Source organism: Allobosea sp. LjRoot9, assembly GCF_964252745.1.
GTDB lineage: Bacteria > Pseudomonadota > Alphaproteobacteria > Rhizobiales > Beijerinckiaceae > Allobosea.
Genome location: NZ_CAXUPC020000012.1, coordinates 168,338 through 192,707, shown reverse-complemented (window position 1 = coordinate 192,707; position 24,370 = coordinate 168,338). Strand labels below are relative to the sequence as shown.

Genomic DNA, 24,370 nt, shown 5'->3' with positions numbered 1-24,370 from the left:
CGGTTGGCAATGAAGCGGGACCATCATCGGAGTTGAGGCTTTTGACTATGCCGCGCTGGTTCGCGTCGCGGCAAGCGCGGCCGCCCGCGAGACGCCAGCGATCAGTTCAGCACTGGTCTTGCAGCCTCAGGCCGGCACGAGCCGATAGCTGTCTCCAACCGCCTCCAACCGCTGGAAGCCGGTTATATGCCCTCCCGAGACGATCCAGCCCTCCCGGGCCGCCTCTGCGAGGATGGTGTGACGGCTGCGCGCGGCCGCCGCCGGATCGAGGTCGTAGACGAGTCCGACATCGGGGTCTCCGGGTTGGAGATCCTCGACATGCACGAGATCGCCCCAGAGCAGCAGGCTGTGTTGCGCATCCCGCACGATGAAGCCGGTATGGCCCGGCGTGTGCCCCGGCAAGGTGCGCGCGGCAATGCCCGGCAGAATCTCGCCTTCGCCGAAGCTGCGGATGCGGCCGCCATAGAGGCTTTGCAGCTTCGCCGCGATTACAAAGCCGCTCCGCCGCGACGCCGGTAGCGATTCGCGCGCCTGCTCATTGGTGAAGAAGGCGAGCTCGACCTGCGGAACCCAGATCTCGGCTTGTGGGAAGTACGGCGTCTCATCGTCGAAGAGTCCAAGCGCATGGTCGCCATGGAGATGGCTGATCAGGACACGTTGGACCTGGGCGGGCGTCACACCCGCAGCTTCGAGCGCCGCGCGGGCATGGCCGAAGGCATCGCCCCAGGAGGGGCCTGTCCCGGCATCGACGAGGGTGATCCCAGAGGCATCCCACAGCAGGAAGCAGTTCACATCGACGCTGATCGCGGATTTGCTCCAGCCTGCGAGAGCCTGCTTTCGCGCCTCGTCGCCTCCCGCATGGATCAGGACATCCGCCGGAGCCTGGAAAACGCCATCGTGCAGGATGGTGATATCGTAGCGCCCGAAACGCCGTGAAGCCTGGCCCATGCTGAAAACCTTTTGCTCTGTTGGTCCGCTCAGCGGATCGCGGCGATGAGGCGGTCAACGAAGCCGTCGAGCGCCGTCTTGTCGATCCAGCGCAGCACCGCGACGAGATCCTGCGCCGGATCGAGCCAGATCGCATTGACGCCCGCCCCAAGCGCGAAGACCGCCGTCGCCGGCACGCCCGGCTTTGCCGCCGCGCCCCGGTTCAGCCACCAGAGATAGCCGTAATTGGCGAGCGTCGGCGAGGGCGTGAGCATCGCCTCGATCCAGGCCGGCGACAGCAGTTCGCGGCCGCCCCACACACCGCCGCGCGCCACCAGCAGGCCGACCCGGGCATGGTCGCGCGCACCGATGAAGAGCCCGCCGCCCCAATGGCCGCCGCCCGGCACGGACTGGACCTGGCGCCCGTCGATCTCGACGAAGGCGTTGTCATAGCCCTGCCAGCGCCAGTCCTGCGAGGCCCCGACCGGGTCCATGATGCGCTCGCGCAGCACCTCCGGCAGCGGCCGGCGGAAGCGCTGCAACAGGCAATAGGCCAGCAGATTGACCCTGACGTCATTGTACTCGTAGTAGCTGCCGGGCGGCTGGAGCAGGCGCTTCTCGCCCTTGCGGCTATTGTCGGCGCCGGGCCCGATCTGGCGGTTATGGTCGACCTGATCGGATTTGCCGAAGATCTCGCCCTGCCACTCGCTCGACTGCTGCAGCAGATGGCGCCAGGTGATCGCGCGGTTATGGACGCTCTCGAACCAGGGGCCAGCGACGGTCTTCGCCACCGGTTCATCGACATCGCCGATCAGCCCGTCAGCGGCCGCAAGCCCCGCAAGGATGGCGATGTAGCTCTTGGCGATGGAGAAGGTCATGTCGGTGCGGGCCGTGTCGCCCCATTCAGCGACGATGCGGCCGCCCTTGACGATCAGACCGGCCGGCCCGCCGCGCTCGCGCACGGGACCGACAATCTCGCTCCAGGGCCCGCTCTCGTTCCATTCGACCAGGCCGACATAGCGCCCATCCGGATAATACAGGCTGCGCGGCCAGGAGCTTTCATGCGCCTTGGCGAAATCGACGGCAGCCGCGAGGCCGGACGCATCGAGCCCAGCCTGCGCCGGCGAAAGGGTGTCCCAGGCATCGCCATCCGACGATGGCGCATAGCTTTCTGTCGATATCGTCACCTGGCGGATGCTCCGGAATCTAAGGCGTCGCGGGGCTACGATCTTTATGGAGCGCTGGCGGCAGCCACAAGCGCCGCCACCGGTTGACCCGGCCCCTGGGACCGCCTCGATAAGCATGGCTGTCAGCAACAGCGAGGTGATTCGTGAGCGCTTCCACCCCCTTCCTTTCCGCCTCCGAAGCCGCCGGGCGGCTCGGCGTCTCGACCAAAGCCCTGCGGCTCTACGAGCAGCGCGGCCTGGTCTCTCCCATCCGCAGCGCCGCCGGCTGGCGGGCCTATGGCCCCGACCAGATGGCTCGCGCCAACGAGATCGCGGCCCTGCGCCGGCTCGGTCTCAGCCTCACCCAGGTAGCGCGGGTGCTGGGCGGCGATCCACAAAGCCTGGAACCGGCGCTCGCTGCGCATCAGGCAACGCTCGAAGACCGGATCCGCCAGCTCGCTGGGGCGATCGAGAGGATCCGCGAGCTGCGCGGCGACATCGCCCAGGGCAAGGCCCCGGCCGCCGGAGAGCTCGCGTGCCTGCTCGAGCCGGCTCCCGAACTCGGCGCCGCCTTCGCCCTGCCCTGGCCGTGGGGCGGCGAGCGCTTCGAGCTGCGCGACATCCGGCCGCTGAACTACATCATCGGGCCGCTGGGCAGCGGCAAGACGCGATTGGCCCTGCGCCTGGCCGAGACCTTGCCCGGCGCGTCCTTCCTCGGTCTGGATCGCTTGGCCGATGGCGGCGCGGCGGCCCGCGCCCGGCTGGACGCCGACCCCGCGCTCAAGGCGCGGGTCGACCAGGCCCTGGCCTGGCTCACTGAGGATGGCGCTCTGCTCTCGGACGCGCTCATCACCTTGGTCGCCGGGCTGGAAGCCGAAGGCCCCGCCATCCTGGTCGTCGATATGATCGAGCAGGGGCTGGACCAGGCCACGCAGGAAGCCGTGATCGCCCATCTGCGTCGCCGTGGCCCGAGCGGGAGGCCACTCTTCCTGCTCACGCGCTCCTGCGCGATCCTGGACCTCGCCGCCATTGGCGCCGACGAGGCGATCATCCTCTGCCCCGCCAATCACAGCCCGCCGAGCCGCGTTGCCCCCTATCCCGGCGCGCCGGGCTTTGAGGCCGTCGCGACCTGCCTGGCCACGCCCGAGGTGCGGGCGCGGACGGAGGGCGTCATCGCCTGGCGGCCGCAGGTGGCGTGATGGCATGCCTTCGCTGAAGGCTCCGGCGAGACGGCTTACAAATCGAGGCTCGCTTACCCACGGCGGCGATTATGCAACCGCCGGCCGGGCACGCGGCAGGAACATGGCGAGCAGCCCGACAGCCGGCAGCCAGGCGCAGAGCCCGAACACCCTGACGATGCCGATCTGGTCGGCGAGCGCACCGATCCCCGCCGCTGCGATGCCGCCCAGGCCGAAGGAGAGGCCGTAGAACAGGCCGCCGACAAGGCCGATGCGGTGCGGCACGAGATCGATCGCATAGATCAGGATCGCCGAGAAGGCGCTCGCCATGATGAAGCTGATGAAGATGCTGAGCGCGCCGGTCCAGAACAGATCGGCATAGGGCAGCATCAGCGCGAAGGGCAGCGAGCCCAGGATCGAGAGCCAGATCACGCGGTAGCGGCCGATCCTGTCGCCGATCATGCCGCCGACGATCACGCCGAGCGCGCCGACGACGAGATAGAGGAACAGCATGATCTGCGAGAGCTGGATCTCGATGCCGAAGCGCTCGATCAGGTAGAAGGTGTAGTAGGAGCTGAAAGCCGAGGTGTAGCCGTTCTTCGACATCAGCAGCACGATCAGCATCGTCATCGCCAGGGTGACCTTCGCCTTCGGCAGGCCGTGGCTGGCGATCTCCTCGACATGGTCCTTGGACGATTTCTGGTCGCGGCGCAGCGCCGAATAGCGCGCGCCGAGCCAGCCCATCACCAGCATGGCGACGAGCACCACCCCGGAGAACCAGGACAGGCTTTCCTGCCCGCGCGGCACCACGATGGCCGCGGCCAGCAGCGGGCCGGTTGCGTAGCCGATATGGCCGCCGACCTGGAACACGCCCTGCGCCAGCCCCTGTCGGCCGGCCGCCGCATGGCGCGCCATGCGCGTCGCCTCGGGGTGGAACACGGCCGACCCCAGCCCGATCAGCGCAGCGCCGACCAGCACGACAGCATAGCTGTGCGCATGGGAGAGCAGCAGCAGCCCGACCAGCGTCCCACACATGCCGGCGACCATCGCATAGGGCCAGGGCTTGCGGTCGGTGACGTAGCCGAGCAGCGGCTGCAGCAGCGACGACGTCACCTGGAAGGCCAGCGTGATGAAGCCAACCTGGAGGAAGTCGAGCTGGTAGGCCTGCTTGATCAGCGGATACAGCGCCGGGATCATCGACTGCACGAGGTCGTTCAGCAGATGGGCCAGACTCAGCGCCAGCAGCACCGGGATCAATGGTCGCCGCGCAGCAGCAGTGGGCATCGGGATCGTGGTCATGACTGACGCATGATCCCGCGTCGGCGCGCGGTCAATATTCCGGCGCGGCGCTCAGAGCATGGCGCCTATCGCGCCCAAGCCGTGCTGCGCTGCAAGAAAGCCGTCTTCGGTAGGCCCCCAACAACAACTGCCGCCCATCGGCATTTGCCGCCGAAGCTGATATCGCGGGCGCAAGATCCCTTCGATCCGCAGCCAAGTCCTGCCGAGCCAAGTCCTGCCGAACCATGTCCTCCCGCAGCGCCACTCTCATCGGCTTCATCGCCATCCTGCTCTGGTCGACGCTGGCGCTGTTCGCCGCCATGTCGGGGCGGGTGCCGCCGTTCCAGCTCGTCGGCATGACCTTCGTCATCGGCGGGCTGCTGATCCTCACTATTGCCGCGGCGCGCGGGGAGCTGCGCCGCGTCATGCCGACCCCCGCCTCCTTCGCGCTCGGGCTCTACGGCCCCTTCGGCGACACGGCGCTCTATTATGCCGCGATGAAGACCGCGCCGGCGGCCGAGGCCAACCTGATCCATTATCTCTGGCCGCTGCTGATCGTGCTGTTTGCGGCCCTGCTGCCGGGCGGCGGCTTGAAGCCGCGCCACCTCATCGGCGCGCTGATCGGCCTCGCGGCAACCGCATTATTGATCTCGGGCGGCCTCGGCACCGGCGGCGGCATCTCGCTCGGCCATGGGCTGGCGGCGCTCGGCGCCTTCGTCTGGGCGAGCTATTCCGTGATCTCGCGCCGGTTCAGCACCGTGCCCTCCGAGAGCCTCAGCGTCACCATGCTCGGCTGCGCGATCCCCGCCTTCGCCTGCCATTTCGCCTTCGAGACGACCCTGTGGTCGCTGACCTCGGTCGAATGGGGCGGCGTGCTCGGACTCGGCCTCGGCGCGATCGGACTTGCCTTCGTCGTCTGGGATATCGGCATGAAGAAGGGCGACGTCGCCCTGCTCGGCGTCGCCTCCTACGCAGCTCCGGTGCTCTCGACGATCATCCTGGTGATCGCCGGCTATGCGCCCGCAAGCTGGCTCTTGGCGGTGTCCTGCCTGCTGATCGTGATTGGGGCCCTGGTGGCAAGCTGGGAACGGCGCCCTTGAAAGAAGCGCGCGGGAACCCTCTCACTGAACTCGGGCCTGCCCGAGTTCAGCACTCAAAGTGTCGAAGTCGGGTTTACCCGACTTCGATGCAGGAGAGGTTCCCGTGCTTCACGCTTCCGGAAGAGCTCAATTCCGCCTGAGCAGGCGCTCCAGATAGTCGAGCTCCTCGCTCGGCCGCGACGGGTCACCGAGACGCCGCCTCAACTCATCCAGGATGCGGCGCGCGCGCTGTGTCGCACTTTCATCGGCACCGGGTACGCGGACGCGGCCATCGGCCCAGTCGCGCTGGCGCTGCGGCCGGCCCAGAGGATCCTCTCGGCCGCGCTGTTGCGCCGAGGGACGCCCGGCCGGACGGCCATCGGGCTCGCCGAAGGCGCCCTCGGTGCCGTCGCCTTCACCGGGCTGGCCCTGCATCTGCTGGGCGAGGTTCTGGCCGCCCTTGCGCAGGGCTTCCAGGGCGCGTCCTTGCGAATCGAGCGCCCCTTCGCCCTGACCCTGGCCGAGCTGGCCTTCGGCCTCGCGCATCGCGTCCTCCGCCTCGCCGAGTTCGCTCTGGCTGGGCGCTCCCATGCCTTGCATGCGCCGCTGCAAGTCCTGCAGACGCTCGCGCAGGGCCTGCTGGCGCTCGGACAGGCTCTGGCCTTGCCCCTGCTGGCCCTCGCCGTCCTGTCCCTCTTCGCCTTCGCCTTGCTCGCCGGGTTGTTGACCGGGCTGCTGGCCGCGCTGCCCGCGCTGGCCCTGCTGCCCTTGCTGGCGTTGTCCCTGACCGGGGCGCGCCTGCTGCTGGCCGGGGCGCTGCCCGCGCTGGGTCCGGTTCTGGCGCTGCTGCTCCTGCTGATAGGTCTCGTCGCGCAGTCCCTGCTGCTCGCGCGTCATCTTGTCGAGCTCGCCCAGCGCCTGGTTCATCTCGCGCTGGCGCTGGTCCTGCTGGCCGGGGCGCGCCATCTGGAGATTGTTGAGCATCTGGTTGAGCTCTTCCATCAGGCGCTGCGCCTCGGCCATGTCGCCGCGCTTCGAGAGCTCCTCGATGCGGTTGAGCATGTTCTGCAGGTCGCGCGGCGTCACCGAGCGGAAATTCTCTGGCAGTTGCGCCGATTTCTGATCGCCATTCTGCTGCTGGCGCTGCATCTGCTCGGCCAGCTGGCGCATGAAGCGGTCCATCGCCCGCCGCATTTCCTCGGTGAGCTTCTTGATCTCCTCTTCGGAGGCGCCGCGCTCCAGCGCCTGCTGGAGGTTTTCCTGCGCCGCCCGCAAGGCGCGCTCAGCGTCGGACAGGTCGCCGTCCTCGAGCTGCAGCGCCATCGCCCACATCAGTTCGGCGACGTCGCGCAATTGGTCGTCGCTGGCCGAACGGCGCAGCCGCTCGGCGATCATCCGCATGCCGAGATAGACGCCGGTCTCCTTCATGAACAGCTCGGGCTCGATCAGAAGCGCGTCCATGGCGAGCTGGACCTTGCTCCGGGTCTCGATATCCATGACCAGCTTGCGCCGCTGTTCGACCAGGGACTTGGCGAGCGGCTTGGTGAAAGTACGCTGCGGCAGCGTGACCTCGACCGGCTCGCTGCGGCCCTCCTGGCCGGCATCGTCGCGCGCGACCAGCGTCATCCTGACCTTGGCCCCGGCCCAGGGATGAGCCGAGAAATCGACCGTGCTCCTCATCTCCTCCTCGCCCGTCGGCGAAGAGGGTGCGCTGAGCGACTGCTTGGGCGGCTCGACCAGCGAACGTCCGACCGAGGGCGGGCCCGGCCGCGAGACCAGAACCTCGACCGAGGCGACACCGTAATCATCCTTGGCGCGATAGCTCAGCCCGAGACCGCCGCTCTGCGCGCCGGTGATGGGTTTGGGCGGCTCGATGAAGCTGATTTCCGGCGGCTGGTCGGGCACCGCGTTCAGGTGCAGCGTCGCATTGGGCGCGCCGCTGCCGGTGAGCCGCAGCGTGCCGCTGCCGGCCAGCGCATAGCGCTTCTCCAGCACGGCGGGAGCGGTCCCCGCGGCCGGCTTCGCTTCCTTGGCGTCAGCCGCCGGCAACGCATCGAGCCGGCCCGTGGTCGCAACATCCATGCCCGACTTGCCGGCGATGCGCACGACAACCACGGATTTCTCGGGCGCGCTGAAATTGGGGCTCGCCAGCTTGGCGAAGTCGATCAGGATCGGCGGCAGGCGCGTATAGGCCGGCGGATCGATCCAGGCGTCGATACGGGTGGCGGGCGCGGCTGAAGCCGGCCCTCGCCAGTCGAAGGCAGCGCTGAGGCGCGGCGCGGCCTCGTGGCCGGCGACGAAGAAAGCGGTGATCGCCGCGAGCAGCGGCACGGCGCGCAAGGCAAGCCGGTCGCGCCCGGCCATGAGCGGATGCGGGGCCGCAAGCCTGAGCCCGGCGACCTGCCGGCTCTGGCGCTCGACATGCAGCTTCCACAACGCCTGCGAGACCGGGTCGCCGGAGCCGACGGCGAGATTGTCCTCCAGCGAGGAGGCCGGGCGATGGCCGCCCTCGAGCGAATGATCGAGCCGTGAAAGCCCGTCGCGCCGGGTCGGCAGCGGCGTCGTCGCGACATGCCAGAGGCTCGCCGCCAGGCCGGCGAGGAACAGCAAGACGCCGAGCGCACGACCCTGCCAGGGCAGCAGCGTCCACAGGCCGAACCAGGAGAGCGCCAGAAAGGCGAGGATGATGCCGGCCGACAGCCAGAGCCGCGGCCAGACCCGCTCCCAGCCGAGCGAAAGGCGTGAAGCGGTCGTGAGCCGGCCGAGCCGCTGCCGGATGCCCTCGATCGGATCAGACGCCTTGCGGCGCTCAGCCTCATTCATGCCGTCGCTCCGAGCTGCCTGCGCACCATCCTGAACCTTCGCCACTCGACACACGCTAACACGTGAATGTGGCAAGGCCAGAGCGAAGGCGCTCCGCCCACAGGGGCCTCAGCGCATCGTGATCGAGAGCTCAGGCCAGCCAGGGCGGTGCACGATCCGTGCCGAGAAGCTCCTCATAGCTCTGGCGCGGCCGGGTCACGGCGTATTGCCCGCCCTTCACCAGCACTTCCGGGACGAGCAGGCGCTGGTTGTAGGTCGAGGCCATGCTGGCGCCATAGGCGCCCGCGGTCATGAAGGCGATCAGGTCGTCTGGCTTCTGCTCGGGCAGAACGCGCCCGGTCGTGAAGGTGTCGCCTGATTCGCAGACCGGCCCGACCACGTCATAGGCGATGCGGCTTGCATCCGCGGCCGGCTCGGAAATCGGCCAGATCTCGTGATAGGCCTCATACATCGCCGGCCGCATCAGGTCGTTCATCGCAGCGTCGACCACCAGGAACTGCTTGGTCGGACGCGGATTGAGATACAGGACCCGCGTCAGCAGGATGCCGGCATTGCCGACGATCAGGCGGCCCGGCTCGAAGCCGAGCTCGACATCGAGCCCCTTGGTGACCCGCCCGACCATGGCCGCATAGGCCTCGATCAGATCGGGCCCATAGTCGAAATCCCGATTGTTGAAGTCTTGCGGGATCTCATAGGGAATGCCGAGGCCGCCGCCGAGATCGAGCCGCTCGACGCGGTGGCCCTCCGCGCGCAGGCTCCCGACCAGCGTGGCCATCTTGGCATAGGCCGCCTCGAACGAATCGGTCTCGCGGATCTGGCTGCCGATATGGAGCGCGAGCCCCATGATCCTGACGCCTTGCATGTTGGCCGCACGGGCATAAAGCCTGCTGACCTCCTCGAAGGAGACGCCGAACTTGTTCTCGGACGAGCCCGTCGTGATCTTGGCATGGCCGCCGGCGCCGATATCGGGATTGACCCGGAACACCGCCTCCTGGCGCTTGCCCAGCGAGGCCGCGACGCGCGAGAGCAGATCGAGCTCGCCCTCCGTCTCGATATTGACCTGGTAGATGCCGGCCCCGACAGCGAAGCGCAGTTCGCTCTCGCTCTTGCCGACGCCGGAGAAGACGATCTTCTCGGGCGGGAAGCCGGCAGCGAGCGCCTTGCGGACCTCGCCCTCGGACACCGTATCGACCCCGGCCCCGAGCGCGGCCAGCGTCTTCAGCACGCCGAGATTGCCGTTGGCCTTCAGCGCATAGAAGACATGGGCCGTCCCCGCCGCAGCGTTCGCCTTCACCGCCGCAGCAAACAGGCGGTAATGCCGCTCGATCGTCGCCGAGGAATAGACATAGACCGGCGTGCCGACCTCGGCAGCGATCTGCCTGAGATCGACGTCCTCGGCGAAAAGCGAACCGTCGCGGTAGTTGAAATGGTGCATGGGACGCTCAGTGCCTGTTCAAGAATGCCGATGGCCCTCGCTAAAGAGCTATTCCGACCGGAACAGCGTCTCGAAGCGCGGGGGCTCGCGTTGCAAACGCTGCGTTTTAGAGGATCGGATCGAGCACGAAGCTCTTTTCTGGAATCTTGAAGTTCCGGTCCGCTTTTGGCGGCTTGCCGAATGGCGCACCGCCGGCCTGGATCTCAGCTTGCTGCTGCTCCTCCCCGCCGATGTCGCGGTCGGGCAGGTCGAGCGCGCTGGTCGCCTTCGGCGGCGCCTCCAGCGGCCCCCTGCGGCCGCAAGCTGTCAAAGCAAGTCCGAGCAGACCGGCCAGAATGATGGCGCGGCCCAATTTCAGGCTGGAATGCGGCACGAAAGGAAACCCTCGGACGAAGCGTGGCGGAGACTGTAGCGAATGGAGCAACCTGTTGCGAGCTTTTGAAGGCGCTGCAACCTCATTCTCGGGCGGAGCCCTCGGGTCCGGCCTTCGGCCGGCCCAGAGTGAGGCTCCGCGCAGACCCGGGAATCCCTGGCGGAGATGCCAGGATCAAGCCCGAGCGTGACGGTTTCGTCAGCCGCGCTCCTTCGCAAGCCGCCTGAGCCATGACTTCGCCTGCCGGCGTACATTGACCGGAGCCGTGCCGCCATAGCTGACGCGGCTCTTGACCGACTGCGTCACGCCGAGCACGGCGAAGACGGCTTCCGTGATCTTGGGCTCGGCCTCCTGCATTTCGGCGAGCGTCAGTTTCTCCAGCCCGACACCCTTGGCGGAGGCGATGCCGACGAGCCGGCCGGTGACGTGATGCGCGTCGCGGAACGGCATCTTGAGCACACGCACCAGCCAGTCGGCGAGGTCGGTCGCGGTGGCGTAGCCCAGCCCCGCCGCCTTCTTCATCACCTTCAGGTCCGGCTCCATGTCGCGCACCATGCCGGCCATGGCGGCAAGGCAGAGCGAGAGCGTCTGGAGGGCGTCGAAGGTGCCTTCCTTGTCCTCCTGCATGTCCTTGGAATAGGTCAGCGGCAGGCCCTTCATCATGGTCAGCATGGCTTGCAGCGCACCGAAAACCCGGCCCGCCTTGCCGCGAACCAATTCGGCGGCATCGGGATTGCGCTTCTGCGGCATGATCGAGGAGCCGGTCGAGAACTTGTCGGAAAGCTTGACGAAGCCGAATTGCGGCGTCGCCCAGAGCACGATCTCCTCGGCCAGACGCGACAGATGCATGGCGCAGATCGAGGCTGCCGACAAAGTCTCGAGCACGAAATCGCGATCCGAGACCGAATCGAGCGAATTCGCCGTCGGGCGGTCGAAGTCGAGCGCCTTGGCGGTCATATGACGGTCGATCGGGAAGGAGGTGCCTGCAAGCGCCGCAGCCCCCAGCGGGCACTCATTGAGGCGCTGACGCGCATCGCGGACGCGGCCACGATCGCGCGACAGCATCTCGACATAGGCGAGCAGGTGATGGCCGAAAGTCACCGGCTGCGCCGATTGCAGATGGGTGAAGCCCGGCATCACTGCACCAGCGTGGAGATCGGCCTTCTCGGCCAAGGCGAGCTGGAGATCGGCCATCTGCTCATCGATGGCGTCAAGCGTGTCGCGGACCCAGAGCCGCATATCGGTCGCGACCTGGTCGTTGCGCGAACGCGCCGTGTGCAGGCGGCCGGCGGCGGCGCCGATCCTGTCCTTCAGGCTCGACTCGACATTCATATGGACGTCTTCGAGCGCGCGCGAGAACGTGAAGCTCCCCGCCTCGATCTCCCCCTCGACGCTCTTGAGTCCGGCGCTGATGGCGGCCACATCGTCCTCGGTCAGGATGCCGGTCTCGCCCAGCATCGCCGCATGCGCGAGCGAGCCTCGGATATCCTGCCGCCACAGGCGCTTGTCGAAATCGATGGAGGCGTTGATCTCCTCCATGATGGCGTCGGGACCCGTGGCGAAACGCCCACCCCACATGCGATTGCTCACGGCGGTCTTTCCTGATTTCAAAGGACGTATGATGACGTCTGGAACGAAGATAGGTCTGGCCCTCGGGGTCGTGGCGGCGCTCGGCCTCGCAGGCATGGCGGCCTTCTACTCCGGCCAGGGCCGTGCCGGCAATTCCGCTTCTTGCGGCGCGGCAGCGGCACGGGCGGCGAAGATGCAGCCCTTGGCGCAGGGCGAGGTCGCGGCCGTCGAGGTCCGGACGAGCCCGCAGCCGGCACCCGATCTCGCCTTCGAAGGCCCCAATGGTCAGCCCACGACGCTTTCCGCCTTCAGGGGCAAGACCGTGCTCGTCAATCTCTGGGCGACCTGGTGCGCGCCCTGCCTCAAGGAGATGCCGGCGCTCGACGCCCTGCAAGGCTCATTTGGCGGGCCCGATTTCGCGGTGGTCGCGATCAACATCGACACGCGCAATCTCGATAAGCCGAAATCCTGGCTCGCTGAGAACAAAGTCACGCGCCTGCCCTATTACGCCGACGCCCAGGCCAAGGTCTTCCAGGACCTGCGCGTCGCGCGGAAGATCGAAGGCATGCCGGTGAGCTTGCTGATCGATCCCCAGGGCTGCGAACTCGCCATGATCCAGGGCCCGGCGGACTGGGCGAGCGCCGATGCGAAGGCGCTGATCGCCGCCGCGATGGGCCGCTGAAACAAGCGGCTCCGAGCGGGTAGCCTAGCCCGGTTCAGTCACCCGCAATCCGCAAGGCAGGCATCCGCTTGCCATGCTGTTTGGAGTGTGATCGGCCGATCATAATCCAATGCCAGTCATGGCTGCGTTTCAGCTGCAGGAGCGCTCGCGCTCATCGATGACTGGCAGAGGAAAGAATTGATGAATTCTAATAAAACCTGTTTCGGTCATCGCGCTCGACGCCACGTTGCCGCGCTGCTCATCGCATTTGCTGTCGGCTTCGGCGCCAGCCCGAACGCCGTCGCTCAGGATCGACAGGCCATCGCCGGCACCAGCGTCTCGCTCGTCGCGCCAAAAGGCTTCGTCCCGGCGACCGGCTTTGCGGGCCTGGCGAACCAGACCACGCAGGCGAGCGTCCTGATCATGGAGATGCCCGCAGTCGCCCATCCGCAGCTCGTTCCGCTGTTTTCCGACATGGCGACAGCCAAGACCAACTTCGCCAAGCAAAACATCGCCATCGCCGGCATCGACGAAGTGGCCATCGCGGGCGGCGACAAGGCGCCGGTGATCAGCGGAACGCAGACCGCAGGCGGCGCTCGCCTCGACAAATGGATCGGCCTGTTCAAGGGGGAGAAGACCGTGATGATCACGGTTCAGGCTCCGCAGGCCGCGAAGCTCGGGCATGCCACGGTGCTAGCCCTGATGTCGTCGGTCTCGCTCGGCAAGGGGCCGACGCTGGCGGAAAGGCTCGCCGCCCTCCCCTTCACCCTCACACCGGCCGAACCGTTCCGGATCATCGATACGATCGCGGGCTCCGGCGTGCTGATGACGGCCGGCGAGCTCAATACCGATCCCGCCGGCAAACAGCCGCTGCTGATCGTCGCCTACCAGCTCTCCGTCCCAACGGCAGCGAGCACGCTCGAAGCGACGGCGGAAGCCACGCTGAGACAGACGCGCGATTACCGGACAGCCAAGATCACGGCTCGCGAGCGCACCCGCTTCGCCGGCACCGACGGGGTGTTGCTGTCGGGCACATTCGACCATGCCAATGGAGCCACCAAGCGGTTCGCGCAGTATATGGCGTTCGATCCCAAAGGCCGGTTCGTCCGCATGATCGTCTCGGCCGACGACGCCAGCTTCGAGAAACTGCAGCCGACGATCGCGGCGATCGCCAGCAGCGTGGCCTTCGCGACCGGAAAATAGGCCGGCAGCGGGAGCGTGGACCGTGTGCGTCGATTGCCTCCCGCTTGCAGCTGCGCCATACGCTGCCGGCCATGACCTACACCATCGGCCTCGCCACCACCTTCCACGACCCCGCCCTCGCCATCATCGGCCCCGATGGCGAGGTCGTCTTCGCCGAGGCGACCGAGCGCTACCTGCAATACAAGCGCGCTCCCAATTGCGAGCCGGATTCCGTGCAGCGCATGGAATGGCTGCTCAAGCGCTACATCCCCGGGGACGCCGAGGTCCGGATCGCGACGAGCTGGAGCGAGGATTTCACCGGCTTCCTCGACCAGATGAGCCGCGCCGGCTCCTTCTCGCTCGACGCCATGCTCAAGCTCTCGCCCGAACTCAACCGCTCGCTGGTGCCCGAGCGCACCGAGCGCGCGCTGATCGCCTCGCTGCATCTGGGCCAGCAGCGCGCCGGCCTCGGCACGCTGCTCGGGCTCGACCGCGCGTTCGGCAAGGCCAATGTCACCGGCCTGACGCGCTACGACCACCATCTCAGCCACACCGCCTATGCCTGCTGGTCATCGCCCTTCACGGACGCTGCCTGCCTGATCGTCGACGGCATGGGCGAGACCGGGGCTTCGGCGATCTTCGCACTCGCGGACGGCAAGATCACCGAGGTGAAGCGCCATCGCGGGCGTGAGTCGATCGGCTTCTATTTCGGCCTCGTCACCGACCTCGCCGGCTTCGACCAGGCCAAGGGCGAGGAATGGAAGATCATGGGGCTCGCGCCCTATGGCAAGGCCGACGCCGCGCTGATGGCACTGCTGCGCCGGCTCTACCGGATCGATGGCTACAAGCTCTCCTTCGCGGATGCCGCAACCGTGCGCGAGGTCAGCGCCGAGATCCTGGCGCTGCGCCCGATCGATGCGCTCGATCAGGGCTGGGCCGACCTCGCCCGCTGCGGCCAGGACGTCTTCGCCGAGATGATGGAGGCCCTCCTCTCGGAAACCGCCGCGCTGGTACCGGCCGAGAATCTCGTGCTTGCCGGCGGCTGCGCGCTGAACTCCTCTTTCAACGGCAAGATCGTCGGTCGCCATGGCTTCGCCCGCGTCCACGTCCCCTCCGCGCCTGCCGATGACGGCAATGCGATCGGCGCGGCCTGGCTCGCCCATGCGCAAGCCAATCCGGACTGGCGCGCGCCGCAAGGTCCGCAATCGCCCTATCTCGGCTCGACCGTCTCGACCGAGCCGCTGGAGCGCATGGCGGCCTGGGAGCCGCGCTTGCGCAAGCTCGCGCCTGAAGAGGTCGCCCCCGTCACCGCGCAACTCCTGGCCGACGGCAAGCTGATCGGCTGGGTCCAGGGCAAGGCCGAGTTCGGTCCGCGCTCGCTCGGCAACCGTTCGATCCTGGCCGATCCGCGCCCTGCCAACGCCAAGGATCTGCTCAACGCCAAGGTGAAGTATCGCGAGGCGTTCCGCCCCTTCGCACCCTCGATCCTGGCCGAGCACGGGCCGGACTGGTTCGAGAACTACCAGGACGCGCCCTATATGGAGCGCACCCTGGTCTGGAAGCAGGCCATGCGCGAGCGCGTGCCGGCCGTGGTCCATGAGGACGCGACCGGGCGGCTCCAGAGTGTCACAGCGGAGCGCAATCCGCGCTACCACGCGCTGATCCAGGCCTTCCATGCGCTGACCGGCGTGCCGGTGGTGCTGAACACCTCCTTCAACATCATGGGCAAGCCGATCCTGCACACGGCGGAGGACGCGATCCTGATGTTCTATACGAGCGGCCTCGACGCACTGGTGCTGGAGGACTGGCTGCTGGTGAAGTGATCCAACTCATCAGCAAGAAGCGTTGGCAGACAGCTGCGACTGGCCGCATTCTCCACGCAAGGAGGAAATTGTCATGCTGCAACTGCGCCCGAACTGCGAATGCTGCGACCGCGACCTGGCCCCCGACTCGCGCGACGCGATGATCTGCACCTTCGAATGCACCTTCTGCGCGGATTGCGCCGATACGCGCTTCCAGGGCGCCTGCCCGAATTGCGGCGGTGAACTGGTGCGCCGGCCGGTCAGGCCAGCAAGCAAGCTGGAGACATATCCGGCCTCGCAGGAGCGGGTGAGGAAGCCGCATCCGGAATGCGCAGCGGCTTGAACAGCACCGGCATACGGGAACGATCGATCGGGCAAGGAACTCGCAATGACGTCCGCACCCGTCCTCTATGGCGCACCCTACAGTGTCTATGTCCGGGCCGTCCGGTTGGCGCTCGAAGAAAAAGGCGTGCCCTATCGGCTGGAGCCGATCGATGTCTTTGCCGAAACCGGGCCGCCGGCTTCCTTGCTCGAAAGGCAGCCTTTCGGCCGCATACCGGCCTTCGAGCATGACGGCTTCAAGCTGTACGAGGCGGGAGCGATCGAGCGCTATGTCGATGAGGCGTTCCCGGGACCGGCCCTGCAGCCTTCCGCTCCGCGCGAGCGGGCCAGGGTCAATCAGTTGATCAGCATCCTCGACTCATACGCCTACCGCACTTTGGTCTGGGATATCTATGTCGAGCGCGTTTCCAATCCCAGGAAGGGCCGTCCGCCTGACGAAGCACGCATCCAGGCAGCGCTGCCGAAAGCGCAGCTATGCCTGCGCGCGCTCGGCGAACTGATGGATGGCGGCCCCTGCCTCGCTGGCGCCGCGCTCACATTGGCCGATCTGCATGCCGCGCCGATGTTCGCTTATTTCACGCTGGCGCCGGAAGCGAGCCCATTGCTCGCCGACCAGCCAGCCATCAAGGCCTGGTGGGAGAGGATGACCCAAAGGCCTGCCATGCGTGCAACTGCACAGCCCGGCTGAACGGCCCCTCAGTTTGAGGCCGCGAGTAGCCCACCTCGCGCCGGCGAGAGGTGGGCCTGGGTGAGCGAGAACGAGCCCTCAGCTCGCCTGCTTGACCGTGATGCCCTTCTCCTCGAAGAGCGCCTGGAGCTCGCCGGCCTGGAACATCTCGCGGGTGATGTCACAACCGCCGATGAACTCGCCCTTGACGTAGAGCTGCGGGATCGTCGGCCAGTTCGAATAGGCCTTGATGCCCTCGCGGATTTCCTGGTCCTCGAGCACGTTGACGCCCTTATAGGGCACACCGAGATAGCCGAGGATCTGCGCGACCTGGCCGGAAAAGCCGCACATCGGGAATTGCGGCGTGCCCTTCATGAAGACCACGACATCGTTGGACTTCACTTCGGCATCGATGCGGGCGTTGACGTCGCTCATGATCTGATCTCCTGCGGCGGGTTCAAGGCCCGCTGGAATGGTCTTGCTCTAATTCTGGGGAACCGAAGTCGTCAGCGCAAGGGCGTGCAGCACACCGCCCATGTTTCCCTTGAGCGCGGCATAGACCATCTGGTGCTGCTGCACCCGGCTCTTGCCGGCAAAGGCTGACGAGGTCACGGTCGCGGCGTAATGGTCGCCGTCGCCCGCGAGATCCTTGATCTCGACGGTGGCGTCGGGCAGCGCCGCCTTGATCATCGCCTCGATATCGCGCGCATCCATCGCCATCGTGGCTCTCCTCAGGCGGCCTTGCCGGCCATATAGGCGGGCAACCAGGTTTCATGCGCAGACTTCAGGGCCGCAACCGTGATCGCCGCCTCGCCGGGAAGGGCAAGCGCATCGCCGCCGGTCTGGCCGAGCGCAAGCGCGGGAACGCCGGCTGCCTCGAGTTCGGCGAGCACCCCTGCCACCGAAGCCGCCGGCACCGTGACAAGATAGCGCGCCTGATCCTCGCCGAAGAGCACGGCATGGGCGGGCCCCACAGGCAGGGCGTCGATCGTCGCCCCGACGCCGCCCGCCATCGCCATCTCGGCCAGCGCGACGGCAAGGCCGCCATCCGACAGGTCGTGGCAGGCGCTGACGCGCTGGGCGGTGATCAGCGCCCGCACGGCGTCGCCATTCCTGCGCTCGATCGCGAGATCGACGGGCGGCGGCGCGCCCTCTTCCCGGCGGCAGATCGTGGCGAGATAGGCCGACTGGCCGAGCCAGCCCGCGGTCTCGCCGACCAGGATGATGGTCTCGCCCGCGGCCTTGAAGGCGACGGTCGCATGCTTGGTCACATCCGCCAGCACGCCGACGCCGCCAATGGTTGGGGTCGGCAGGATCGAGACGCCATTAGTCTCGTTGTAGAGCGAGACATTGCCGGAGACGACCGGAAAATCGAGCGCCTTGCAGGCCGCCCCGATGCCCTTGATGCAGCCGACGAGCTGGCCCATCACCTCGGGGCGCTCGGGATTGCCGAAATTCAGGTTGTCGGTGATGGCGAGCGGCGTCGCGCCCACGGCAGTGAGGTTGCGCCAGGCTTCGGCCACCGCCTGCTTGCCGCCCTCGAACGGATCGGCCTCGCAATAGCGCGGCGTCACATCGGCCGTCATGGCGAGGCCCTTGGGCCCGTCCTCGATGCGGATCAGGCCGGAATCGCCGCCGGGCGTGATCACCGAATTGCCCAGGATCAGCGTGTCGTACTGCTCGGTGATCCAGCGCTTGGAGCTGAGATCGGGCGAGCCGACGAGCTTCAGCAGCGCATCGGCATGCGACAGCGGCGGCTGGACCGAGGCGGCGTCAACCACCGGCAGCTTGGGCGTCTCGATCCAGGGCCGGTCATATTCGGGAGCCTCGTCGCCGAGCTCCTTGATCGGCAGGTCGGCCATGACGTCGCCCTGATGCTTCACGACGAAGCGCAGATTATCCGTGGTGTAGCCAACCACGGCGAAGTCGAGGCCCCATTTCTTGAAGATGGCCTCGGCCGGCTCCTCATGGCCGGGCTTGATCACCATGAGCATGCGCTCCTGGCTCTCCGAGAGCATCATCTCATAAGCGCTCATGCCGTCCTCGCGGCAGGGCACGGCGTCAAGGTTCAGCTCCACGCCGAGATCGCCCTTGGCGCCCATCTCGACGGCCGAGCAGGTCAGGCCCGCCGCACCCATGTCCTGAATCGCGTCGACATGGCCGGCCGCCATGATCTCGAGGCAGGCCTCGAGCAGGAGCTTCTCGGCGAAGGGATCGCCGACCTGCACGGTCGGGCGCCGCTCTTCGCCACCCTCGCCGAAAGCCGCCGAGGCCATGGTCGCGCCATGGATGCCGTCGCGGCCGGTCTTGGAGCCGAGATAGACGATGGCTTTCCCGACGCCCGAGGCCTTGGCGTAGAAGATCTCGTCGGCGCGGGCGATGCCGACCGCCATGGCGTTGACCAGGATGTTCCCGTCATAGCGGCTGTGGAAGCCGGTCGCGCCGCCGACATTGGGCACGCCGAAGGAGTTGCCGTAGCCGCCGATGCCAGCGACGACGCCGGAGACCAGATGGCGCGTGCGCGGATGATCGGGAGAACCGAAGCGCAGCGCGTCGAGCACCGCGATCGGCCGCGCGCCCATGGTGAAGACGTCGCGCAGGATGCCGCCGACGCCGGTGGTCGCGCCCTGATAGGGTTCGATGAAGGAAGGGTGGTTGTGGCTCTCCATCTTGAAGACGATGGCGAGCCCGTCGCCGATATCGATGACGCCGGCATTCTCGCCCGGTCCCTGGATCACCCAGGGCGCCTTGGTCGGCAGCGTCTTCAGATGCAGCTTCGAGGATTTATAGGAGCAATGCTCGTTCCACATCGCCGAGACGATGCCGAGCTCGGTGATCGACGGCTCGCGGCCGATCAGATGCAGGAAGCGCTGATATTCGTCGGGCTTCAGGCCATGTTCGGCCACGAGCTGCGGGGTGATCTTGATCTCGTTGGGAATCACGGCGCGACGGTTCCTGATCGTCCGGCATGAAGAAGGGCCGGCCCTCGATGGGCGGGGCATAGCGCGCCTGCGGGCGCGAGACAACGCATTCCCGACCTGCAATGGCCACGTTCAGGCGAAAAGTGCCTCCAGCGCCGCACGCAAGGGGGCCGGAATCGGCACCGGCTTCTGCATCGCCCGCTCGACATAGACATGGGTAAAGCGGCCCTGCGCCGCCGCTGCCTGCGCGCCTTGGCGGAAAATCCCGAGCCTATAGGTCACCGAACTGGTTCCCAGCCGCGCCACGGCAAGCCCGATCTCGACGGTTTCGGGAAAAGCGACGCTCTCGAAATAGGTGCAGCTCGTCTCAACCACGAGGCCGACGACCGGACTCGTCGCCGGGTCGAGAAAACCCTGCTCGACCAGCCAGGCGTTCACGCCCGTATCGAACCAACCGTAATAGACGACATTATTGACGTGGCCGAACACGTCATTGTCGTGCCAACGCGTCGGGATCGCCCGGAACAGCTTGAAGTCGGCGCGGGAGAGGCGGGGCTCGCGGGTGCTCATCGGGGAGCCTTGTCGCCTGCCCCGATCTCGGGCACGCCCAGCGCATCCGCCAATCGCGCCTTGGCCGAGCCCGGACGCAGCGGCTTCTGCTGGCTTTCATGCGGGGCCCAGCCAGAGAGCCAGACCATCTCGAAGGTCGCGCGCAAGCGCCCATCGGCATCAGCGAAGCGCTCCGCATAGAGCAAAGCCGCCCGCGCCAGCGTTTCACGCCGCAATCCGGTTCGGCGGCGCTGCGTCAGCGCGTTGGCCCAGCCCATGGCGCGCAGATCGCCGAGCAGGCCGAAGATGTCGCGGTAGCGCACCGTGACGAGTTCGCTGTCGACGACGGGCAGCGCGAAACCGGCGCGCTGCAACAGGCTGCCCATGTCGCGCAGATCGGCGAAGGGGGCGACGCGCGGGCTCGCTCCGCCCGAGGTTTCCGCCTCCGCCTCCAGCAGCACCTGCCGCAATTCCTGCAGCGTGCGGCCGCCGAGCAAGCAGCCGATGAACAGCCCGTCCGGCCGCAGGGCCCGCCGGATCTGGATCAGCGCGCCGGGCAGGTCGTTGACGCCATGCAGTGCCAGGAGCGAGGCGGCGAGATCGAGCGAGCCGGCCGCGAAAGGCAAGCGCTCGAGATCGCCGACAATGTCGGCGTCCGCGCCCGCCGCCTCGGCCATGCGCAGCAGCGCCTCTGCCTTGGCCCGGAGCACCAGTGCCGCAACCGGCAAGGGCGTGCCGAGATCGGCCGCCAGAGTAAAGCGCCGCAGCACCGCGTCGAGCCGCTCAGCCAGATCCTCAGTCGCCCGCGCGAGCAGGAAATCCGGGTAGCCGGCCGCAAGCGCCCGCGCGAGCCGGCGCCGGCCGAGATCGCGATCGAAGACGGGCTGGTTGTCGCTCAATCGCACGGCTCCTCGCGCACGGCTCCTCGTCAGTGCGCCCCGTCAACGCTCCAGCAGCCGCTCAATCTCGGCCCGCAGCTGCGGGCCGAGATCGCCGCGGTCGAGCGCATAGGCGATGTTGGCGGTCAGGAAGCCGATCTTCGAGCCGGTGTCGTAGATATCGCCGTCGAAGCGCACGGAGTAGAACGGCTCCAGCCGCGACAACGCGATCATCGAATCGGTGAGCTGGATCTCGCCGCCGGCGCCCGGCTCCTGATTCGCCAGCAGGTTGAAGATCGTCGGCTGCAGGATGTAGCGGCCGGTGATGTGCAGGTTCGAGGGCGCCGTGCCCTTGGCCGGCTTCTCGACCATCTTCGTCACCCTGGACACCTTGGCGTTGCGATCCTCGACGCCGACAATGCCGTATTGATGGGTCTGGTCCTCAGGCACGGGCGCCACGGCGACGTGGTTGCCGCCATGCTTCTCATAGGCATCCATCATCTCGGCGAGGCAGCCCTTGCCATGGCTGTGATGCAGCATGTCGGGCAGGAGCAGCGCGAAGGGCTCGTCGTCGCCGATGATGTCACGCGCGCACCAGACGGCGTGGCCCAGGCCGAGCGGAGCCTGCTGGCGGGTGAAGCTCGTCGCGCCGGCTGCCGGCAGATCGGCCAGGAGCCCTTCCAGCTCCTTGAGCTTGTTGCGCTTGCGCAAAGTGTCGTCGAGCTCGTAGGCAAGATCGAAATGATCCTCGATCACGCCCTTGTTGCGGCCGGTGATGAAAACGAAATGCTCGATGCCAGCGGCCCTCGCCTCGTCCACGACATGCTGCACGACCGGACGGTCGACGACGGTCAGCATCTCCTTGGGGATCGCCTTGGTGGCGGGCAGGAAGCGTGTGCCGAGCCCGGCGACGGGGAGAACGGCCTTGCGAATGCGTTTCGTCATGAAGAATCCATTTCGCGCGCTTAGCCGTGCGATGACGGCGGGCGGTTGGGGTGGAGGTGGCGACTTGGCTCACATGTTCACTGAGCCCGCCGATGATGGCAAATAGCAGGACGACCTTGATGGCTCGTCAACATCTTTTGCTTAGATGAGTCGAAACGATTGTGACGGATGAGGATGTGTAATGGCGATTCTGGTTTCGGGCGGCGCCGGCTATATCGGCAGCCATATGGTTCTGGAATTGCTCGATCGTGGTGAGCAGGTCGTCGTACTCGACGATCTCTCGACCGGTTTCTGGTGGGCCGTGCCGAAGGAAGCCACCCTCGTCCAGGGCGATATGGGCGACCAGCCCTTTGTCGAGCGCGTCATCGCCGAGCACGGCATCACCGAAATCGCGCATTTCGCCGCCAAGATCGTGGTGCCCGATTCCGTCTCCGACCCGCTCGGCTACTATCTCAACAACACGGTGAAGACGCGTGCGCTCCTGGAAAGCGCGGTCCGCGGCGGCGTGAAGCATGTCATCTTCTCTTCCACGGCGGCCGTCTATGGTGAGCCCCCGGTCAGCCCCGTGCCTGAGGAGATCGCGCTCAATCCGATCAACCCCTATGGCCGCTCCAAGCTGATGAGCGAATGGATGCTGGGCGACGTGGCGCGCACTTTTCCCCTGACCTATGTCGCGCTGCGCTATTTCAACGTCTCCGGTGCCGACCCCAAGGGCCGCTCGGGCCAGTCGACTCCCAACGCGACCCATCTGATCAAGGTCGCCTGCCAGGCGGCGCTCGGCCAGCGCGCCGGGCTTGAGGTCTTCGGCACCGATTATCCGACGCCAGACGGCACCTGCGTGCGCGACTACATCCATGTCACCGACCTGGCGCGGGCACATCTCTCCGCCCTCGACCATCTGCGCGCGGGCGGCGCGAACCTCACGCTGAATTGCGGCTATGGACGCGGCTATTCGGTCAAGCAGGTGGTGGATGTGGTGAAGCAGGTCTCCGGTGTCGATTTCCCGGTCAAGCTCTCCGGCCGCCGCGCCGGCGATCCCGCCTCGCTCGTCGCCAAGGCCGACCGCATCCGCTCCGAGCTCGGCTGGCAGCCCGAGCATGATGATCTCGAGCAGATCGTGCGCCAGGCCCTGGCCTGGGAAGACCAGCTGAAAACGCGCAACGCGAGATAAGCCCGCGGCCAAATAAGCTCGCAGCCGAGTAAAACTACCCACGAAACCGGCGCGCGATTGCGCGCCGTTTACCCTTGGTTAATCTTGTTCGGGCGCTGTGGGGAAAGCTCCATTTCCCACTAGCCTGCCTGAGCGAGGTTCGTCATGCGTCTGTCCGTGATCGCCGCTGCGGCCATCATCAGCCTCGCCCCCGCGCTTGCGCAGACCACCGGCTCAATCAACGTCTCGGCGGCCCGCGCCAAGGACGCCAAGCCGGCCCCGGCCAATACTTCTTTTGATGCCTTCCTGAAGGGGCTCTGGCCGCAGGCCCAGGCGCGCGGCATCTCGCGCGCGACCTTCGATCTCGCCTTTCGCGGCGTGACGCCCGACGCCTCGATCGTGGCGCTGACCAAGAAGCAATCCGAATTCACCGCGCCGATCTGGGGCTATCTCAACAGCGCGCTCGGCGGCACGCGCATCCCGCGCGGGCGCGACGCCGCAACTGAGAATGCCGGCGTCCTGGCGCAGGTCGAGGCGCGCTACGGCGTGCCCAAGGAGGTCGTGCTCGGGATCTGGGGCATGGAGACCAATTACGGCTCGTTCAAGGGCGACAAGGACACGATCCGCTGCCTCGCGACCCTGGCGCAAATCCGCTATCGCGGCGACTTCTTCCGCGACGAATTGCTGACCGCGCTGGAGCTGATCGAGAAAGGGCATGTCGAGCGCGCCGAATTGCGCGGCTCCTGGGCCGGCGCCATGGGCCACACGCAGTTCATGCCGTCGAGCTACATGAAATACGCCGTCGACTGGACCGGAGACGGCCATGCCGACATCTGGACCTCGACCAGCGACGCGCTCGCCTCCACCGCCAATTACCTCAAGGGCTATGGCTGGGTGCCGGGCCTGCCCTGGGGCCTCGAAGTCACATTGCCCGAGCGGTTCGACTACCGCATCAACAAGACGAGCTTCTCCTCCTTCGCCGCCGCCGGCGTGCGCCGGGCGGATGGACGGCCCCTGCCCGCCTCCGGCGAGGCGCGGTTGTTCTTCCCCGCCGGCCATCGCGGGCCGGTCATGCTGCTGACCGAGAATTTCGACGTCATCAAGAAATACAATTCCTCCGACGCCTATGCGCTCGCCGTCGGCCATCTCGGCGACCGCATCATGGGCCGCCCGGCGATCCAGGCCGACTGGCCGGTCCAGGCGCCGCGCCTCGACAAGGTGGGCCTGCAGGAGGTGCAGCGCCGGCTCAAGGCTGTCGGCCTCTACAATCACGACGCCGACGGGCGCATCGGCACCGGCACGCGCGAGGCCGTGCGGCAATACCAGCTCAAGACCGGCGAGATCGCCGACGGCTATCCGACACCGGCCCTGCTCGCCAAGATGCGCGACGCCCGCTGACGCTGTCCCGATCCTGGGCTATGATGGCTGCGAAGCCACGGCGCAGG

Annotated in this window: 22 protein-coding genes; 9 read left to right on the top strand and 13 right to left on the bottom strand. The window is 67.0% G+C overall.

Going from position 1 to position 24,370, the window contains the following annotated elements; translation table 11 throughout:
- Positions 1 to 126 precede the first annotated feature (126 nt).
- Both aidB and ACSQ3P_RS29395 read right to left on the bottom strand, forming a co-directional pair.
- Positions 127 to 948: an AidB family quorum-quenching N-acyl homoserine lactonase gene (gene aidB, locus ACSQ3P_RS29400; protein ID WP_436168966.1), complete on the bottom strand. Its 822-nt coding sequence runs from the start codon at positions 946 to 948 to the stop codon at positions 127 to 129.
- Between the two features lie 29 nt (positions 949 to 977).
- Positions 978 to 2,114 (bottom strand): serine hydrolase domain-containing protein, encoded by a 1,137-nt coding sequence (locus tag ACSQ3P_RS29395; RefSeq protein ID WP_436168965.1) that lies wholly within the window; start codon positions 2,112 to 2,114, stop codon positions 978 to 980.
- A 143-nt stretch (positions 2,115 to 2,257) separates the two neighbouring features.
- On the opposite strand from ACSQ3P_RS29395, the gene ACSQ3P_RS29390 reads away from it, so the two are divergent.
- The gene (locus tag ACSQ3P_RS29390) at positions 2,258 to 3,292 is read left to right on the top strand and encodes a MerR family transcriptional regulator (RefSeq protein ID WP_436168964.1); all 1,035 of its coding nucleotides are present in this window, start codon (positions 2,258 to 2,260) and stop codon (positions 3,290 to 3,292) included.
- 69 nt (positions 3,293 to 3,361) lie between these two features.
- Here the strand turns inward: ACSQ3P_RS29390 and ACSQ3P_RS29385 are convergent, their stop codons facing one another.
- Complete coding sequence (locus ACSQ3P_RS29385) at positions 3,362 to 4,570, bottom strand: MFS transporter (protein ID WP_436168963.1); 1,209 nt, start codon at positions 4,568 to 4,570, stop codon at positions 3,362 to 3,364.
- A gap of 224 nt (positions 4,571 to 4,794) precedes the next feature.
- On the opposite strand from ACSQ3P_RS29385, the gene yddG reads away from it, so the two are divergent.
- On the top strand, positions 4,795 to 5,649 hold the full coding sequence (gene yddG / locus ACSQ3P_RS29380) for an aromatic amino acid exporter YddG (protein ID WP_436168962.1): 855 nt from the start codon (positions 4,795 to 4,797) through the stop codon (positions 5,647 to 5,649).
- A gap of 126 nt (positions 5,650 to 5,775) precedes the next feature.
- Here yddG and ACSQ3P_RS29375 read toward each other — a convergent pair whose 3' ends face one another.
- The 4 genes from ACSQ3P_RS29375 to argH form a co-directional block, all read right to left on the bottom strand.
- Entirely contained in the window at positions 5,776 to 8,451 is a 2,676-nt protein-coding gene (locus ACSQ3P_RS29375; RefSeq protein ID WP_436168961.1) for a TIGR02302 family protein, read from the bottom strand.
- A 130-nt stretch (positions 8,452 to 8,581) separates the two neighbouring features.
- Positions 8,582 to 9,886 carry a diaminopimelate decarboxylase gene (lysA, locus tag ACSQ3P_RS29370; protein WP_436168960.1) on the bottom strand — a complete coding sequence of 435 codons (1,305 nt, stop codon included), beginning with the start codon at positions 9,884 to 9,886 and terminating at the stop codon, positions 8,582 to 8,584.
- 106 nt (positions 9,887 to 9,992) lie between these two features.
- Positions 9,993 to 10,259, bottom strand: a complete 267-nt coding sequence (lptM, locus tag ACSQ3P_RS29365; protein WP_436168959.1) for an LPS translocon maturation chaperone LptM — start codon at positions 10,257 to 10,259, stop codon at positions 9,993 to 9,995.
- Between the two features lie 198 nt (positions 10,260 to 10,457).
- On the bottom strand, positions 10,458 to 11,849 hold the full coding sequence (argH, locus tag ACSQ3P_RS29360) for an argininosuccinate lyase (protein ID WP_436168958.1): 1,392 nt from the start codon (positions 11,847 to 11,849) through the stop codon (positions 10,458 to 10,460).
- 31 nt (positions 11,850 to 11,880) lie between these two features.
- On the opposite strand from argH, the gene tlpA reads away from it, so the two are divergent.
- The 5 genes from tlpA (at position 11,881) to ACSQ3P_RS29335 (ending at position 16,503) form a co-directional block, all read left to right on the top strand.
- The gene (gene tlpA, locus ACSQ3P_RS29355; protein ID WP_436168957.1) at positions 11,881 to 12,510 is read left to right on the top strand and encodes a thiol:disulfide interchange protein TlpA; all 630 of its coding nucleotides are present in this window, start codon (positions 11,881 to 11,883) and stop codon (positions 12,508 to 12,510) included.
- Positions 12,511 to 12,690: 180 nt separating this feature from the next.
- Positions 12,691 to 13,692: a hypothetical protein gene (locus ACSQ3P_RS29350; RefSeq protein WP_436168956.1), complete on the top strand. Its 1,002-nt coding sequence runs from the start codon at positions 12,691 to 12,693 to the stop codon at positions 13,690 to 13,692.
- Between the two features lie 71 nt (positions 13,693 to 13,763).
- The gene (locus ACSQ3P_RS29345; RefSeq protein WP_436168955.1) at positions 13,764 to 15,494 is read left to right on the top strand and encodes a carbamoyltransferase family protein; all 1,731 of its coding nucleotides are present in this window, start codon (positions 13,764 to 13,766) and stop codon (positions 15,492 to 15,494) included.
- 73 nt (positions 15,495 to 15,567) lie between these two features.
- Positions 15,568 to 15,816, top strand: coding sequence for a DUF1272 domain-containing protein (locus ACSQ3P_RS29340; protein WP_436168954.1), 249 nt, complete (start codon positions 15,568 to 15,570; stop codon positions 15,814 to 15,816).
- Between the two features lie 45 nt (positions 15,817 to 15,861).
- The gene (locus ACSQ3P_RS29335) at positions 15,862 to 16,503 is read left to right on the top strand and encodes a glutathione S-transferase family protein (protein ID WP_436168953.1); all 642 of its coding nucleotides are present in this window, start codon (positions 15,862 to 15,864) and stop codon (positions 16,501 to 16,503) included.
- A gap of 78 nt (positions 16,504 to 16,581) precedes the next feature.
- On the opposite strand, the gene grxD is transcribed toward ACSQ3P_RS29335, so the two are convergent.
- The 6 genes from grxD to ACSQ3P_RS29305 form a co-directional block, all read right to left on the bottom strand.
- The gene (grxD, locus tag ACSQ3P_RS29330) at positions 16,582 to 16,917 is read right to left on the bottom strand and encodes a Grx4 family monothiol glutaredoxin (protein ID WP_103719010.1); all 336 of its coding nucleotides are present in this window, start codon (positions 16,915 to 16,917) and stop codon (positions 16,582 to 16,584) included.
- A 48-nt stretch (positions 16,918 to 16,965) separates the two neighbouring features.
- Positions 16,966 to 17,202, bottom strand: coding sequence for a BolA family protein (locus ACSQ3P_RS29325; protein WP_069688468.1), 237 nt, complete (start codon positions 17,200 to 17,202; stop codon positions 16,966 to 16,968).
- An 11-nt stretch (positions 17,203 to 17,213) separates the two neighbouring features.
- Positions 17,214 to 19,421, bottom strand: a complete 2,208-nt coding sequence (gene purL, locus ACSQ3P_RS29320) for a phosphoribosylformylglycinamidine synthase subunit PurL (protein ID WP_436168981.1) — start codon at positions 19,419 to 19,421, stop codon at positions 17,214 to 17,216.
- A gap of 114 nt (positions 19,422 to 19,535) precedes the next feature.
- Positions 19,536 to 19,973 carry an acyl-CoA thioesterase gene (locus ACSQ3P_RS29315; RefSeq protein WP_436168952.1) on the bottom strand — a complete coding sequence of 146 codons (438 nt, stop codon included), beginning with the start codon at positions 19,971 to 19,973 and terminating at the stop codon, positions 19,536 to 19,538.
- Positions 19,970 to 20,851, bottom strand: a complete 882-nt coding sequence (locus tag ACSQ3P_RS29310) for a methyltransferase domain-containing protein (protein WP_436168951.1) — start codon at positions 20,849 to 20,851, stop codon at positions 19,970 to 19,972. The genes ACSQ3P_RS29315 and ACSQ3P_RS29310 overlap by 4 nt, the downstream gene beginning before the upstream one ends.
- A 42-nt stretch (positions 20,852 to 20,893) precedes the next feature.
- A complete protein-coding gene (locus ACSQ3P_RS29305) occupies positions 20,894 to 21,775 on the bottom strand; it encodes a UTP--glucose-1-phosphate uridylyltransferase (protein WP_069688471.1) in 882 nt (293 codons plus the stop codon).
- A 181-nt stretch (positions 21,776 to 21,956) separates the two neighbouring features.
- Between ACSQ3P_RS29305 and galE the strand changes: the two genes are divergently transcribed.
- Complete coding sequence (gene galE / locus ACSQ3P_RS29300; RefSeq protein WP_436168950.1) at positions 21,957 to 22,946, top strand: UDP-glucose 4-epimerase GalE; 990 nt, start codon at positions 21,957 to 21,959, stop codon at positions 22,944 to 22,946.
- Between the two features lie 144 nt (positions 22,947 to 23,090).
- The gene (locus tag ACSQ3P_RS29295; RefSeq protein ID WP_436168949.1) at positions 23,091 to 24,323 is read left to right on the top strand and encodes a lytic murein transglycosylase; all 1,233 of its coding nucleotides are present in this window, start codon (positions 23,091 to 23,093) and stop codon (positions 24,321 to 24,323) included.
- Positions 24,324 to 24,370: the final 47 nt, after the last annotated feature.

Bases quoted from the DNA above. Each gene is read 5' to 3' on its own strand.
- ACSQ3P_RS29385 (WP_436168963.1), bottom strand. From the start codon at position 4,570: ATGACCACGATCCCGATGCCCACTGCTGCTGCGCGGCGACCATTGATC.
- grxD (WP_103719010.1), bottom strand. From the start codon at position 16,917: ATGAGCGACGTCAACGCCCGCATCGATGCCGAAGTGAAGTCCAACGAT.
- tlpA (WP_436168957.1), top strand. From the start codon at position 11,881: ATGACGTCTGGAACGAAGATAGGTCTGGCCCTCGGGGTCGTGGCGGCG.
- lysA (WP_436168960.1), bottom strand. From the start codon at position 9,886: ATGCACCATTTCAACTACCGCGACGGTTCGCTTTTCGCCGAGGACGTC.
- ACSQ3P_RS29315 (WP_436168952.1), bottom strand. From the start codon at position 19,973: ATGAGCACCCGCGAGCCCCGCCTCTCCCGCGCCGACTTCAAGCTGTTC.
- aidB (WP_436168966.1), bottom strand. From the start codon at position 948: ATGGGCCAGGCTTCACGGCGTTTCGGGCGCTACGATATCACCATCCTG.
- galE (WP_436168950.1), top strand. From the start codon at position 21,957: ATGGCGATTCTGGTTTCGGGCGGCGCCGGCTATATCGGCAGCCATATG.
- ACSQ3P_RS29295 (WP_436168949.1), top strand. From the start codon at position 23,091: ATGCGTCTGTCCGTGATCGCCGCTGCGGCCATCATCAGCCTCGCCCCC.
- ACSQ3P_RS29350 (WP_436168956.1), top strand. From the start codon at position 12,691: ATGAATTCTAATAAAACCTGTTTCGGTCATCGCGCTCGACGCCACGTT.
- yddG (WP_436168962.1), top strand. From the start codon at position 4,795: ATGTCCTCCCGCAGCGCCACTCTCATCGGCTTCATCGCCATCCTGCTC.
- ACSQ3P_RS29345 (WP_436168955.1), top strand. From the start codon at position 13,764: ATGACCTACACCATCGGCCTCGCCACCACCTTCCACGACCCCGCCCTC.
- ACSQ3P_RS29325 (WP_069688468.1), bottom strand. From the start codon at position 17,202: ATGGCGATGGATGCGCGCGATATCGAGGCGATGATCAAGGCGGCGCTG.
- ACSQ3P_RS29305 (WP_069688471.1), bottom strand. From the start codon at position 21,775: ATGACGAAACGCATTCGCAAGGCCGTTCTCCCCGTCGCCGGGCTCGGC.
- ACSQ3P_RS29375 (WP_436168961.1), bottom strand. From the start codon at position 8,451: ATGAATGAGGCTGAGCGCCGCAAGGCGTCTGATCCGATCGAGGGCATC.
- ACSQ3P_RS29340 (WP_436168954.1), top strand. From the start codon at position 15,568: ATGCTGCAACTGCGCCCGAACTGCGAATGCTGCGACCGCGACCTGGCC.
- ACSQ3P_RS29335 (WP_436168953.1), top strand. From the start codon at position 15,862: ATGACGTCCGCACCCGTCCTCTATGGCGCACCCTACAGTGTCTATGTC.